The organism is Paraburkholderia sp. BR10936 (genome assembly GCF_040965735.1).
Taxonomy (GTDB): domain Bacteria; phylum Pseudomonadota; class Gammaproteobacteria; order Burkholderiales; family Burkholderiaceae; genus Paraburkholderia; species Paraburkholderia nodosa_A.
The window spans coordinates 387,463-401,299 of sequence record NZ_JBFRCM010000002.1; the positions used below are offsets into that span (position 1 = coordinate 387,463).

The 13,837-nt window shown below is 64.7% G+C and carries 13 protein-coding genes and 1 pseudogene; 8 read left to right on the forward strand and 6 right to left on the reverse strand.

The annotated features are described in order from the left end of the window. Window positions 1–255 precede the first annotated feature (255 nt). Together AB4Y36_RS05180 and AB4Y36_RS05185 are read left to right on the forward strand one after the other, a co-directional pair. The gene (locus AB4Y36_RS05180; protein WP_368682472.1) at window positions 256–825 is read left to right on the forward strand and encodes a cupin domain-containing protein; all 570 of its coding nucleotides are present in this window, start codon (window positions 256–258) and stop codon (window positions 823–825) included. Between the two features lie 80 nt (window positions 826–905). Next, a complete protein-coding gene (locus tag AB4Y36_RS05185) occupies window positions 906–2,396 on the forward strand; it encodes an aldehyde dehydrogenase (protein ID WP_368682473.1) in 1,491 nt (496 codons plus the stop codon). Window positions 2,397–2,415: 19 nt separating this feature from the next. Here the strand turns inward: AB4Y36_RS05185 and AB4Y36_RS05190 are convergent, their stop codons facing one another. Continuing rightward, on the reverse strand, window positions 2,416–2,859 hold the full coding sequence (locus AB4Y36_RS05190) for a MarR family winged helix-turn-helix transcriptional regulator (RefSeq protein WP_069261595.1): 444 nt from the start codon (window positions 2,857–2,859) through the stop codon (window positions 2,416–2,418). A 229-nt stretch (window positions 2,860–3,088) separates the two neighbouring features. Here AB4Y36_RS05190 and AB4Y36_RS05195 point away from each other — a divergent pair, with 229 nt between their 5' ends. The 3 genes and pseudogenes from AB4Y36_RS05195 to AB4Y36_RS05205 all read left to right on the forward strand — a co-directional run bounded on the left by AB4Y36_RS05195 (window position 3,089) and on the right by AB4Y36_RS05205 (window position 5,159). Continuing rightward, window positions 3,089–4,576 carry a DHA2 family efflux MFS transporter permease subunit gene (locus AB4Y36_RS05195; RefSeq protein WP_368682592.1) on the forward strand — a complete coding sequence of 496 codons (1,488 nt, stop codon included), beginning with the start codon at window positions 3,089–3,091 and terminating at the stop codon, window positions 4,574–4,576. A 79-nt stretch (window positions 4,577–4,655) separates the two neighbouring features. Beyond that, window positions 4,656–4,892, forward strand: a pseudogene (locus tag AB4Y36_RS05200) (AEC family transporter); the annotation flags it as partial. A gap of 63 nt (window positions 4,893–4,955) precedes the next feature. Then, the gene (locus AB4Y36_RS05205; protein WP_069261598.1) at window positions 4,956–5,159 is read left to right on the forward strand and encodes a glycine zipper 2TM domain-containing protein; all 204 of its coding nucleotides are present in this window, start codon (window positions 4,956–4,958) and stop codon (window positions 5,157–5,159) included. 15 nt (window positions 5,160–5,174) lie between these two features. Here AB4Y36_RS05205 and AB4Y36_RS05210 read toward each other — a convergent pair whose 3' ends face one another. The 3 genes from AB4Y36_RS05210 to AB4Y36_RS05220 form a co-directional block, all read right to left on the reverse strand. Continuing rightward, entirely contained in the window at window positions 5,175–6,020 is an 846-nt protein-coding gene (locus AB4Y36_RS05210; protein WP_069261599.1) for a carbohydrate ABC transporter permease, read from the reverse strand. Then, window positions 6,017–6,922 (reverse strand): carbohydrate ABC transporter permease, encoded by a 906-nt coding sequence (locus AB4Y36_RS05215; RefSeq protein ID WP_069261600.1) that lies wholly within the window; start codon window positions 6,920–6,922, stop codon window positions 6,017–6,019. Before AB4Y36_RS05215 ends, AB4Y36_RS05210 begins: the two co-directional genes overlap by 4 nt. Window positions 6,923–7,102: 180 nt before the next feature. Then, window positions 7,103–8,335: an ABC transporter substrate-binding protein gene (locus AB4Y36_RS05220; protein WP_069261601.1), complete on the reverse strand. Its 1,233-nt coding sequence runs from the start codon at window positions 8,333–8,335 to the stop codon at window positions 7,103–7,105. 289 nt (window positions 8,336–8,624) lie between these two features. On the opposite strand from AB4Y36_RS05220, the gene AB4Y36_RS05225 reads away from it, so the two are divergent. From AB4Y36_RS05225 to AB4Y36_RS05235, 3 genes are all read left to right on the forward strand, one after another. Beyond that, window positions 8,625–9,407: an SDR family oxidoreductase gene (locus AB4Y36_RS05225; RefSeq protein WP_368682474.1), complete on the forward strand. Its 783-nt coding sequence runs from the start codon at window positions 8,625–8,627 to the stop codon at window positions 9,405–9,407. Window positions 9,408–9,468: 61 nt separating this feature from the next. After that, on the forward strand, window positions 9,469–10,530 hold the full coding sequence (locus AB4Y36_RS05230; RefSeq protein WP_368682475.1) for an ABC transporter ATP-binding protein: 1,062 nt from the start codon (window positions 9,469–9,471) through the stop codon (window positions 10,528–10,530). A 76-nt stretch (window positions 10,531–10,606) separates the two neighbouring features. Further along, the gene (locus AB4Y36_RS05235; protein ID WP_069261604.1) at window positions 10,607–11,518 is read left to right on the forward strand and encodes a MurR/RpiR family transcriptional regulator; all 912 of its coding nucleotides are present in this window, start codon (window positions 10,607–10,609) and stop codon (window positions 11,516–11,518) included. A gap of 11 nt (window positions 11,519–11,529) precedes the next feature. Here the strand turns inward: AB4Y36_RS05235 and AB4Y36_RS05240 are convergent, their stop codons facing one another. Further along, window positions 11,530–12,981 (reverse strand): cytochrome P450, encoded by a 1,452-nt coding sequence (locus AB4Y36_RS05240; protein ID WP_368682476.1) that lies wholly within the window; start codon window positions 12,979–12,981, stop codon window positions 11,530–11,532. Between the two features lie 49 nt (window positions 12,982–13,030). Continuing rightward, window positions 13,031–13,837: an IclR family transcriptional regulator gene (locus AB4Y36_RS05245; protein ID WP_368682593.1), complete on the reverse strand. Its 807-nt coding sequence runs from the start codon at window positions 13,835–13,837 to the stop codon at window positions 13,031–13,033.

Below are 13,837 nucleotides of genomic sequence, written 5' to 3' on the forward strand. Positions count from 1 at the left end.
CGATGCAGTGTTCGACTTGTAGTTCAGCATATACGAGTCAAAAAGGGCGTCAATTATTTTTTCAAGTTTTTGATGTCAGCACTTTCCCCGAGAGCCCTTTGAAATAGCTCGCTGTGCGAAATATCGGCTCCTGCACTTATATTTCGAATAACTTACAGGGGTTTGTACTGACGCAAAATAAAGCAAACTGATTAGAATATTCAACACGTCCACCGCGCCCTCTCCTCGCGCGTTCACTGCCAACGGTCCTTCATCGTGTCCGAGTCCGCCTCTGTATCATCCGAAGTCGCCACGCGTCTACGTTATGTCCGCAAACGCTATGGTTTGTCGCAGCGCGAGCTCGCCAAGCGCGCAGGCGTGACCAATGGCGCGATCTCGCTGATCGAGCAAAGTCGCGTCAGTCCCTCGGTGGGGTCGCTCAAGAAGCTGCTCGAATGCATACCAATGAGCCTCGCTGAATTCTTCACATTTGACCTGACCGAAGGGACAGAAGTCGTGTCGCGGCGCGGCGAAATGCCGAACCTCGGCAACGAATCGATCGAGTTCTATCTGGCCGGCGCGAACGTGAAGGACCGCAACATGGGCATCATGCGCGAGGTCTATCAGCCGCTGGCCGATACCGGCCCTGAAATGCTGGTGCATGCGGGGCACGAAGGGGGCGTGGTGGTCGCCGGACAACTCGAGCTGACCGTGGAGGGCACGACCTGGCTGCTCGACCCCGGAGACAGCTACTATTTCGAAAGCCGCTTCCCGCACCGGTTTCGCAATCCCAGCGCGAACGAAGTCTGCGAAGTGGTGTCGGCGAACTCGCCGCCCACCTTCTGACTCCCTGATCGCGCGAACCCGTTTCACCTGACGCCGCGTTGCAGCGTGCAAGGTGGATCGCAAATCATTGAGGCATCCTGATGGAAAAGAAAACATTCGCTTACTGGCAGGACAGGGCCGCGACGCTTCCGATCGAAGGTCGCGCATTCATCGACGGCGCGTATCGCGATGCATATTCGGGCCGCACGTTCGATTGCGTGAGCCCGATCGACGGCCGCGTGCTCGCGAGCGTGGCCGATTGCGGCGCAGCCGATGTCGATGCCGCGGTCGGCGCTGCCCGCCGCGCGTTCGACGAAGGCGTCTGGGCTGGCCTGAATCCGCGTGCGCGCAAGGCCGTTCTGCTGCGCTGGGCCGCGCTCATGCGCGAGCATCTCGACGAACTCGCGCTGCTCGAAACGCTCGACGCAGGCAAGCCGATTGGCGACACGACGACCGTAGATGTGCCAGGCGCGGCTTATTGTGTGGAATGGTTCGCGGAGGCCATCGACAAGGTGGGTGGCGAAGTCGTGCCCGCCGATCATCATCTGGTGGGCCTCGTCACGCGCGAGCCCATTGGCGTGGTCGCCGCCGTCGTGCCGTGGAATTTCCCGATCCTGATGGCCTCGTGGAAGTTCGGGCCCGCGCTCGCGGCGGGCAACAGTGTCGTGCTCAAGCCTTCGGAGAAGTCGCCGCTCACGGCCATTCGCGTGGCGCAGCTTGCGCACGAGGCCGGCATTCCGGCCGGCGTATTCAACCTGCTGCCCGGTGGCGGGGAGCCCGGGAAGCTGCTCGGCCTGCATCGCGACGTGGACTGCATTGCGTTCACGGGCTCGACGAACGTGGGCAAGCAGATCATGCAGTACGCGGGGCAGTCGAATCTCAAGCGCGTGTGGCTGGAGCTTGGCGGCAAGTCGCCCAATATCGTGCTGCACGACTGCCCGGACCTCGACCGTGCGGCGAACGCGGCGGCGGGCGCGATCTTCTACAACATGGGTGAAATGTGTACGGCGGGATCGCGCCTGCTCGTCCATCACGAGATCAAGGACGTATTCCTCGCGAAGCTCGTCGAGGCGGCGAAGGCCTATAAGCCAGGCAATCCTCTCGATCCGGATGTGTCGATGGGCGCGATCATCGACAAGATTCAGCTGGAGCGGGTGCTGAGCTATATCGAAGCCGGTCGCAAGGACTCGAAGCTGCTGACAGGCGGTGAACGCGTGAATGCCGAGGGTGGGGGCTTCTACGTGCAGCCCACGGTGTTCGATACGCATCACGACACGAAGATCGCGCGCGAGGAAATCTTCGGGCCGGTGCTGTCGGTCATTACCTTCAGCACGATCGACGAAGCGGTGCGCATTGCCAACGACAGTGACTACGGGCTCGCGGCTGCGGTCTGGACCGCGAACCTCACGCACGCGCATGAAATTTCGCGCAGGCTCCGTGCGGGCACGGTGTGGGTGAACTGCTACGACGAAGGCGGGGACATGAACTTCCCGTTCGGCGGCTTCAAGGAATCCGGCAACGGTCGCGACAAGTCGTTGCACGCGCTCGAGAAGTACACGGAACTCAAGTCCACGCTCGTGCGGCTGCGATAACGCGAGTTATCGCTCGGAGTTACCGTTCCACCAGCGCGCCGAGATTGGCGCGCACCCGCTGAAGCATCGCGCCGAACTGCTCAGCTTCTTCAGGCGTGAAGCCCGCCAGGGCTTCCGCCTGGACTTCGTCACCTACGCGGCGCGCGCCCGTGAGCACGCCTTGTGCCCTGGGCGTCAGGCTAACCAGCAATTCGCGGCGGTCGTCCGGGTTGGGCGTGCGCACGACCCAGCCGCCTTCTTCCATGCGCTCGAGCAGCCGCCCCGCGGAAATGGGCGCCACTTCCAGCAGTTCGGCGAGGCGCGCCTGGTTCATGTCGCCGTAGTGCGCGAGGTACGCGATCATGCGGCACTGCGCGCGCGTGAGTTCGAGCGACGACTTCGCAAGCTCGTCGTAACGTTTGCCATAGAGCCGGCCCACGTCGACGACCAGGAAGCCAAAGCGCTTTTCGAGGTCGGTAGTCATCGCGCGATTATACGGGCGGGCGGCTCGCGCCTTCGCACGAGCGTCCCTGGCGATACCGATTGCGTCAGCAGGTGCGAGTCGTATAATAAGCAGGCTTATTAATTCGAAGCGCTCCGCCCCCCAATCAAGATAGCCGCCAGACACCCGCACGATGACCGCAGTCATGCAGGACGGCACCGCCGCGCAGCATCGGGCGGAGCCGGTCAAGGAAGCCCCGCTCAATCGCGGCATGATCACGCTCTCGATCATGCTCGCCACGCTGATGCAAACGCTGGACAGCACGATCGCCAATGTCGCGCTGCCGCACATGCAGGGCACGCTGTCAGCCTCCCAGGACGAGATCACCTGGGTGCTCACCTCGTATATCGTCGCCGCCGCCATCGCCACGCCGCTGACGGGCTGGCTCGCCGACCGTTACGGCGTCAAGCGGCTCCTTGGCATGGCGATTGCCGGCTTCACCGTGGCCTCGGCGCTGTGCGGGCTTTCCGAAACGCTCGGCGAGATCGTCGCGTCGCGGCTGTTGCAGGGCGTGTTCGGCGCATCGCTCGTGCCGCTCTCGCAGTCCATTCTTCTCGACATCAATCCGCGCGAGCGCCAGGGGCAGGCCATGGCGGTCTGGGGCATGGGCGTGATGGTCGGTCCCGTGCTGGGGCCCACGCTGGGCGGCTGGCTCACGGATAGCTACAACTGGCGCTGGGTGTTCTTCATCAACGTGCCGGTGGGCCTGTTCGCGTTTTTCGGCGTCTCGACTTTCATGCCCGCGCGCGCGCCTGGCCGCACGCAGCGCTTCGACGTGTTCGGCTTCGCCACGCTCGCGCTTGCCATCGGCGCGTTGCAGGCCTTGCTCGACCGCGGCGAGCAGCTCGACTGGTTCGGCTCGCTGGAGATCCGCATCGAGGCGCTGGTGGCGGTCATTGCCTTCGCGTTCTTCGTCGTGCATACGGCCACCTCGGGGCCCGGCACGTTCTTTCGCTACCAGCTCCTCAAGGACCGCAACTTCGCTACGGGCACGCTCTTCATCTTCGTGATCGGCGCAGTGCTCTACGCCACGCGCGCGCTGCTGCCGCCCATGCTGCAGAACCTCATGGGCTATCCGGTCGCCACTACGGGGCTCGTGACCGCGCCGAGCGGCGCGGGCACCATGGTCGCCATGCTGATAGCCGGACGCATACTGAAACGCGTGGACGCGCGCATTATGCTGCTGTTCGGCTTTGTGGTCTCCGCCTACGCGCTCTGGCAGATGATGCAGTACACGCTCGTGCTTTCGCCCTCGGATATCGTGTGGCCGGGCGTGGTGCAGGGCTTTGGCCTCGGCTTCGTGTTCGTGCCGCTTTCCGCGCTGACGTTCTCGACGCTGACACCGCAACTGCGCGCGGACGGCACGGCCACCTATAGCTTGATGCGCAACATCGGTAGCAGTATCGGCATTTCGATCGTGCAGACCTTCGTCACGCGCGGCACGCAGATCGCGCATTCGGACCTCGCCGCGAACATCACGCCGTTCAATCCGGCGGTTCAGCAGATGCTCGAAAGCGGTTCGCGGTACGATCTCGCCGTGCTCAACCAGTCGATCACGCAGCAGGCCCAGATGATCGCGTATCTGAACGACTTCAAGATGATGTTCGTGGCGACGCTGCTCGTGATTCCGCTGCTCTTTCTGATCCGCACCGGCCCGAGCGCCGCCACCGTCGATACGAGTCACGCGGCGATGGATTAGCGAACCTGTTCGTCTTCCGTTTCACCCTGGCGCGCGGCACGTCCGCGCGCTTTGCATTCAAGAATCCCGATGCCTCTGCGAGCTCGTCGGGCAGCCGCTGCTCACGTGGTGGCTGGCCGATCGCGTATTCGGGTTGCCTGACCCGCTCGTGGAAATCGCGGTGTTGCTCGCGGCGCTGCCCACGGGCACCGGCCCGTTCATGCTCGCCGAGTACTACCGGCGCGAGGCGCACGTGACGTCGCGTACCATTTTGCATTCCACACTCGGTTCACTCGTCACGCTCACGCTGATCCTGCTGCATCTGCACCACGGCTGAAAGCCGGCGCGGCACGATGCTTGCTGGCATAAAAGCCAGGACCATCGATCAGGAGAATTGGCGATGAACTGGCTACGACGCTCGAGCGCCGCGCGCGCCTCACTCGTCATCACCGTCGTGCTCACCGCAGCGGGCACGGGAGCCTGCACGCTGGGCGGCGCCGCCGCGGGCGGCTACGTCGGCAACCGGGCCACCAACGGCAGCGCGGTCGGCACCGTGGGCGGCGCCGTGGCCGGCGGCGTGATCGGCCACGAATTGAGCAAGTAGGCGCGAGACTTCCTGTTACTTCACGGCGCCTAGTGCGAGTCCCTTCACCATATAGCGCTGCAGCCAGGCGAACACCACGGACACCGGCAGCGTGGCGGCGAGCGTGGCCGCCATGACGAGCTGCCATTCCACGGTGTACTTGCCGGCCACCATGTCGGTGACCTGCACCGTGAGCGTCTTGTTCTCGGGCGAGCGGATCAGCGTGTAGACCACGGCGAACTCATTCCACGCGCTGATGAACGTGAAGATTGCCGTGACCACCACTGCCGGCACCGCGAGCGGCAGGAACACGCGGAACACGGCACCCGTGCGGCTGCAGCCTTCGAGCCACGCCGATTCTTCGAGATCGCGCGGCACGGTCTGGAAATACGACGAGAGCATCCACACGGCAAACGCGATATTGAACGCCGCATAAGAGACGATCACGCCGATCTTCGAATCGACGAGATTGCCGTCGCCGTACGGAATCATCGCGGCGAGCCGGAACAGGCCGACCACGAGCAGGATCGGCGAGAGCATCTGCGTGACGAGCAGGAACTGGCGGTACAGGCCGCGCCCGCGGAACGGAAAGCGCGCGAGCGCATAGGCGGCCGGGAGGCTCACGGCGAGCGCGAGCGCGGTGGAAAGACAGCTCACCACGATGCTGTTGCGCAGCGCGACGCCGAAGTTCGCGGCCTGCCACATGTCGACGTAGTTCTGCCAGCGCCACTGCATCGGCAGCCAGCGCGCCGGATAGACGAACACTTCCGAAGCCGGCTTGAACGAGGTGAAGAACATCACCGCGAACGGGAACAGCACGGCCACGACGAGCGGTGAGAGCACGAGCCAGCACCAGATCGAGCGTTTGAGCTTGCGGTTCATGCCAGGTCTCCTTCGGCGCTGCCGCGTTTTGCCTGCAGGCGCAGGTAGACCACCGAGAAGGCGAACAGGATGACGAGCATGATGAGCGAGACGGCGGCCGCTTCGCCAGGTCGTCCTAACCGGAAGCCGAGTTCGTAAAGGTAAGTGACGAGAATATGCGTGCTGTCGTCGGGTCCGCCTTGCGTCATCACCCAGATGATCGGGAACGAGTTGAACACGTAGATCACGTTCAGCAGGACCGCCATGTTGATGAACGGCTTGAGCAGCGGCAGAGTGAGCTTGCGGAACTGTTGCCAGGCGCTCGCACCGTCGATGCGCGCGGCTTCGTAAATATCGCCCGGCACCGAGGAAAGGCCGCCCAGCAGGATCGTGGTCGTGAAGGGGATCGACACGAGTATGCCCACGCAGATTTCCACCGGGAACGCATACTCGGGCGTCGCGAGCCAGTGGATCGGCCCCGTAGTGAGCCCGAGGCGCTGCAGCGTGACATTGACCATGCCGTAGTCGTCGTTGAACGCCCAGCGCCAGACCACGGCCGTCATCGTGAGCGAGACGGACCACGGCAGCATGACGATCGTGCGCGCAATGCCGCGGCCGTAAAAGTCCTGATTGAGCACGAGCGCGACCGGCACGGAAATCCCCACCGTCCCCACTACGACGAAGAATGTCCAGATCAGCGTGTTCCTCAGGGCGCTCATGAACACCGGGTCGCCGAACACGTTATAGAAGTTCTGCAGGCCGCTGAAGTCGCGAATCTGCCCGAAGCGCGACACCTCGTGCAGCGACTGATACACGATGTTGAATATCGGATAGCTGATGATGAAGAGCGCGAGCACGAGACTCGGCACGATCAGGAGCCAGGGCGCGCGGGGCGCGGAAACGGCGCGGGGTAGTCGGCTCATGCGGGTTCGTGCGCGTGATCGGTCGGGGGCATCGCCGGCCGGTGCTGTGGCGGGCGAGGGCTTCAGGGGACCCGTAGTCATGTCGAATCGTCAGTGCTTCGAAACGTCGGTTCTCAGGCGCTCCGGCGCGCGCCGGAAACTTCAGGCGCGCGCCGGTGTATCAGGGCTTGTTTGCCAGACTTACTTGCCGAGCGACTTGTTCGCTTCGGTGGCCGCCTGGTTCAGCGCATCGGCGGGCTTGGCCTTGCCAAGGTAGACCGACTGCATCGCGTTGGTCACGGCCTTGGCGGTGTCTTCCCAGCCCGTCACGGTCGGCGCGAACTTCGCATGCGGCAGCAGCGCGATGAAGGCTTGCGTGTCCGGATTCTGGAAAGCCGGGTCGCTCGCTTCAGCCTTCGTGGTCGGCAGGAAGCCTTCCGTGCTCGTGAACTGCACGCGCGGTTCCTTCGTGAACAGGAAGTCCAGGAACTTCCAGGCGCTCTGCTTCACCTTGGAGTTCTTGAACATCATGATCGAGTCGGTCACCGCGTAGGTGGCGGGCGTCGTGGCTACCGGGATCGGGTCGATGCCGTACTTGATGTTCGGTGCTTCCTTCTGCAACTGCTTGGCGAGGAACGGCGCCGAGATCATCATCGCCACGCGGCCCTGCTTGAAGAGGTTCTGCACGTCTTCACGGCTGTAGCCCGTCACGCCCGGCTGCGTGAGACCTTCGTCGATCATGGACTTGTAGAGCGTTGCGGCCTTCACGCCAGCCGGCGAGTTGAATGCCGCCTTGCCGTCCTTGCCCACCACTTCGCCGCCGTGGGTCCACAACGCGTAGTAGAAATACACGTCGGTTTCAATTTCCTTGCCCTGCAGACCGAAGCCCGCAATGCCCTTCGCCTTGAGCTTCTTCGACGCGTCGATCACGTCGTTCCACGTCTTCGGGCCTTGCGGATAGCCAACCGAAGCGAGCATGTCCTTGTTGTAGTACAGCGCGCGCGCCGAAGCGGCGATCGGCAGGCCGTAGGTCTTGCCGTTGATCTGACCCGGGGCCAGGAACGGACCGATGAAGCGGCCCTTGAAGTTCGCGTCCATGTACGGGTCGAGCGGCTCGGCAATGTCGTCCTTCACGAAGTCGAGGAGCCACCGCGTGCCGATGATCGCGAGGTCGGCGTTCGCGCCGCCGGAGATGTCCGTTTGCAGCTTCTGTTGCAGCGAGTCCCAGTTCACGTCTTCGATCTTGATCGTGATGCCTGGATTGGCGGCCTCGAACTGCTTGGCCATTTTCTCGAAGTACGGCGCGGTGGCGTCGCTGTAGTGGGCGACGGTCACGCGGACCGTATCGGCGTGCGCCGCGGCGGTGATGCCGGCGAACGCTAGCGCGACGGCGAGCTTGCCGAGCATGGTGGTTGCACGTGCCTGAAACGACATTCTCTTTCTCCTAAGTGGTTGTTCCTGCTTATGTCGCCGCCGTGACCCGGCTGCTGGGTTGCGTTGTTTGAAAAAATCCTACAGGATGAAAAAAGCGTTGTCACCTGGTAAACTCGATATTGTTTCGAGCGCGGGAATTTGCATAACATGCTGTAAAACAGGGGAAATTCATGCGCTGCAGCAGCGGCGTGCGCTCGGTATAAACCCGCATACGGACCATTGTCCATATTCGTATGTAGGAAATTTTCAGGCTCTCCGGCAAGGCTGGCGAGCCGCACGGAGAGTCGACATGAGCCGGGTGGTGCTGGTGACGGGCGCGAGCGGCGGCATAGGCCGCGCGCTATGCAAACGGTTTCTGGAAGCGGGCGACACGGTGCTCGCGCTCGACCGCGACGCGGCGGGCGTGCAACAGCTCGCGGCCGAATTCGGCGAAGCGGGCGCGGCGCGCCTCGAACCGCTCGCCGCCGACGTGAGCGATCAAGCCGCCGTGACCGCAGCCGTGGCGCGCGGCGTGGCGGCGCGTGGCCCGGTCGACGTGGCCGTGGCGAACGCGGGCGGCGCGCTCGGCACGACGCTCGCGCATACCGACGCCGCGAGCTGGCGGCGCGACATCGACCTGAATCTGAACGGGACCTACTACACGGTCGAAGCCGTGCGCGCCTCGATGATCGAGCGCCGGCGCGGCGCGCTCGTGCTGATCGGCTCGGTGAACGGCCTGTCGGCGCTCGGCCACCCCGCGTATAGCGCGGCGAAGGCGGGCCTCGTGAGCTACACGAAGGCGCTCGCCATGGAGCTGGGCCCGCACGGCATACGCGCGAACATCGTTTGCCCCGGCACGGTGAAGACGCCCGCGTGGCGCGCGCGCATCGAGCAGCATCCAAAGATATTCGAAGAACTGAGCAAGTGGTATCCGCTAGGCGACGTGGCCACGCCCGAGGATATCGCCGACGCCGTGCAGTTTCTCGCCTCGCCGCAAGCACGCGTGATCACGGGCGTGGCGCTGCCCGTGGATGCGGGCCTCATGGCGGGCAACCGGATGATGGCGAACGACCTGACGCTCGATCCGTTCTGAGGCGCGCACGCGGCGAATTGATCTGAGCGACCTGACAAGACTTCACGCAAACGAGGACAGCATGGCAGCGGTACAACTGAACGGCATCTACAAGCGTTATGGCGACACCCAGGTCGTGCACGGCGTCGACCTCGACATCGAAGACGGCGAATTCGTCGTGCTCGTCGGTCCCTCGGGTTGCGGCAAGACCACGGTGATGCGCATGATCGCCGGCCTCGAAGACATCTCCGGCGGCGACCTCACCATCGGCGGCACGCGCGCGAACGCATTGCCGCCGCAGCAGCGCAATATCTCGATGGTGTTCCAGAGCTACGCGCTGTACCCACATCTGTCGGTGTACGACAACATCGCGTTCGGTCCGCGCATTCGCAAGGAGCGCGAGAATGGTTTCAAGCCGCGCATCGAAGCCGCCGCGAAAATGCTCAACCTGTCGAGCTACCTGGAGCGCTTGCCGCGCGCGCTCTCGGGCGGCCAGCGCCAGCGCGTCGCCATGGGGCGCGCCGTGGTGCGTGAGCCCGCGCTGTTCCTGTTCGACGAGCCGCTTTCGAACCTCGACGCCAAGCTGCGCGTGCAGATGCGCACCGAGATCAAGGCGCTGCACCAGCGTCTGCGCAACACGGTGGTGTACGTCACGCACGACCAGATCGAGGCGATGACGATGGCCGACCGCATCGTCGTGATGAACGCGGGGCGCATCGAACAGATCGGCCGCCCGCTCGACCTCTACGACAAACCGGGCAACCTGTTCGTGGCGAGCTTCCTCGGCTCGCCTTCGATGAACTTCGCCGAGGGCACGGTGATGAGCGACGCGCGCGGCACGGCGCTCGTGCTCGAAGACGGCGTGCGTATTGTGCTGCCGGAAGGCAAGGCCCAGGCGGGGGCGCGCGTGACGCTCGGCGTGCGGCCCGAGCACATCGAGGCGGGCGGCGACGTGCCATTCACCGTCGATGTGATCGAGCCGACTGGCGCGGAGACCCACTTGTACGGGAAAATAGGCGCGACCACATGGTGCGTCACCACGCGCGCGCGCCCGGACGTTTCTCCGGGCCAGCGCATGACGCTAGGTTTGCCTTTGGCGCACCTGCATCTGTTCGATACTGAAAGCGGCAAGCGGCTCGATTGAAGCGGAAGCACGCATCGAAACTGGATAGCGGGCCCTCATGTGAGCAGAACCTGGTATCTTCCACGGGAAAAACAGCTTGCCGGTCTCCAACCTGATCCATCACATCCGCAATGTCGCGGAGTCGCTGCGTCCCGCCGAGCGCAAGGTCGCGGAGATGGTGCTCGCCGACATCGACTTCGCCATGCGCGGGAGCATCACCGAACTCGCGTTGCGCGCGGACGTGTCCGAGCCCTCCGTCACGCGCTTTTGCCGCGCGGTGGGCGCGCACGGCCTGCGCGACTTCAAGATGCGGCTCGCGCAGAGCGCGGCGGGCAACGTGCCCTTCGCGCTCGCCACCGAGATGACGGGTGGCGAGGCGAGCGGCGCCGGGTGGGCCGGCGAGGTCGGCACCTTGCTCGACAAGGTGACGGAGTCGGTCGTGCAGGGCGTGACCCACGCGCGCGCTTCACTCGATACGGCGGTGTTCGAGGCTGCCGTCGCGGCGCTCTCCAGCGCGCGTCGCGTGTACTTTTTCGGCGTGGGCGCGGGTTCTGGGCTCGTTGCGCAAGACGCGGCGCTACGCTTGCTACGGCTCGACATTGCCGCGAGCGCGTTCACGGATGCGCATCTGCAGCGCCTTTACGCGGCGTTGCTCGAACCTGGTGACGTGGCGTTCGCGATCTCCCAGTCGGGGCGCAGCGTGGAAGTCAACGAGAGCATTCAGATCGCCAAGGAGCGCGGCGCGACGACCATCGCGCTTACGAGTGCGGGTTCGCGTCTCGCGTGGGTGGTCGATATTCCACTCTTGCTGCGCGTGCCCGCCGCGAGCGATGCACACGCGCCCGCCGTGGTGCGCATCGCGCATCTCGCGGTGCTCGATGCGCTCGCGCTGGGCGTGTCGCTCGGGCTCGGGCCCAAGGCGCTTGCCAAGATGCGCGACGCCCAGGCGCGCAGCGATGGCGCGCCCGACGATGCCTCCACGGTCGGCACACCCGAAGACGGGCGTTGACGCGTTGAAGCTTACGCAGCCGCAGCGCCTTCGCGCCGCTTGAGCTTCACCGGCATCGTATCCGGCACCATCGTAAACGCCTGCACTTCCTGAATCCTTGCGGGATCGATCGCCAGTTCGATCGTGAACGACTTCATCAGCATCGAGAGCGCGAGGCGCATTTCCACCGTCGCGAGATGGCGGCCAGGGCACACGCGCGGCCCGGCGCCGAACTGCAGATACGCGCGCACGTCATGGGCTTTTCCATCATCGGCTTCGCGTTCGCCGCGCTTCATCCAGCGCCACGGATCGTAACGCTGTGGATCGGCGAAATGCTTCGCGTCGAGCATGGCGGGACGCGCGACGAAGAACATGCGCGTGCCCTTGGGCAACGCCACGTTGTCCACCACGACATCTTCGAGCGGCTCGAACGAATGCACCGACGCCACCGGACGCAGACGCGTGGCTTCGATACAGATCGCCTCGAAAATATCGAGGTCTTTCAACGTGGCGTAGTCGGGACAGACCGTCGAATTGCCGAGCACGCGTGAGGCTTCGTCGCCGAGATGCCGCTGCAAGGCCGGATCCGTGGCGAGGTAGGGCAGCGTCCACGCGATAGAGTCGGCGGTCGTGTCTTCGCCCGCGATCAGGAGCGTGAGCACGTTTGCGTGGATCTGCGCGTCGCTGATGGTCGTCTCACCGCCCGGCGCCTGCTGTTGCGAGAGCATCGCTTCGAGCAGATTTCGCGGCGCATCCGACGGCTCGTCGCGCATGCGCTCGCGGGCGCGCGCCATCATCGCGTTGACGTAGCGGTGCACTTCCTCGAGCGAGCGCTCGAGCTTGCGGTCCGCCGGCAGTTTGACATATCGCCAGTACGGAAAGAGCGCGTTGGTGCGCCTCATCACGCCCGGCAGGATGCGCTCCAGGTGCTCCTGAATCACGCCGTGATCGCGCTCGAGCGTGCGCGGATCTTCGCCGAACGCGAGCGCGCTCGTTACGTCCACGGTGTAGCGCTTGAGGTCGTCGGTCATCTCGACGGTTTCGCCGCGCTCGGCCGCGCGTTGCCAGCGGGTGTGAAGACGTTGCGTGATATCGGCCAGCGTGGGGTAGAACGCCTTGATGTTGGGTATCGAGAGCGCCTGCATCACGAGCTTGCGCTGCGGTTCCCACGCAACGCCTTCTGCCGAGAAAAGGCCGTTGAAGCCCATCTCCTCGAACACCGCTTCGATGGGCTGATAGCGGCGGAAGCGATGCGGACGCTCGCGCATGATCTGCTGGATCAGTTCGGTATCGGTCCAGATCGTGATGGGGATGCCGCCCACCTGGAAGCGGTAGGGCGCGCCGAGTTCGGCGGCCCATTGCTCGAGGATCAAATGTAGACGCGGTGGCGAAAGTTGCAGCAGATTGCCGACGAGCGGCAGGCCGCGCGGGCAGGGCAGGTCGGCGATCTGGCGCAATGCTTGTCCGGTGGATGCCGTGCTCATGGGGTGGTTCTCATCATGTGGTCGTTTTTATATCGCGTGCGAAAGGCGCTCATAGCGGCGCGGCCGCCGCGCCTTCCATGTAACCGAAGCGCCGCGAGAGGCGTTCCGCGGCGGCGATCAGCAGTTGCGTTGCCGTGCCTTCGCGTGCGACGTCGAGGCTGCCCGAAGGGCCCATCACCGCGAGCACGAGGCACACGCCGCCGGTGTGGTCGAACACGGGCGCGGTCACGGTGCTGATGCCGGGAATGGGTTTGTCGAGCGCCGTGTCCACGCCCTCGGCGCGAATCGCGGCGAGCCGCGCGAGGTAGGCGGGCGTGGCGCCTTCGCGCGGCTTCGCGCCAGCGAGCCGCAGTTCGTCCTGGGCGAGGAAGGCTGCGCGCACATCGTCGTCGACCCATGCGGCGAACACGCGACCGATCGACGTGTTCACGAGCGACATCACCGTGCCGGGGCGCAGGCTCACGTGCAGCGGCAGCGCCGATTCTTCGAGGCGCACGACGGTCGGGCCGAGCGGCCCCGGCACCGCGAGCGCGACGCTCATCGCGGTGGCGGCGGCGAGGCCCACCAGCTCGGCATCGGCTTCGCGAACCGGCGAAAGACGCGCAAGGCCGATCAGGCCAAGTTCGAGACTGAGCGGTCCCGCTTCGTAGCGGCCCGCCGCGTCGCGCGCGAGCAGGCCGATCTTCTGCAGGCTCACGAGGTGCGGGAAAGCCTTGGCGGGCGCCATCCCCGCGGCGGCGGCGAGGTCGCGCAGCGGCAAGGGCGTGCCCGCCGCGACGAGCGCGGCGAGCAGCTCGCCCGTGACATCGAGTGACTGGATGCCGCGTTGCGGTTTGTCGGCGGCCTCGGCTGCCAT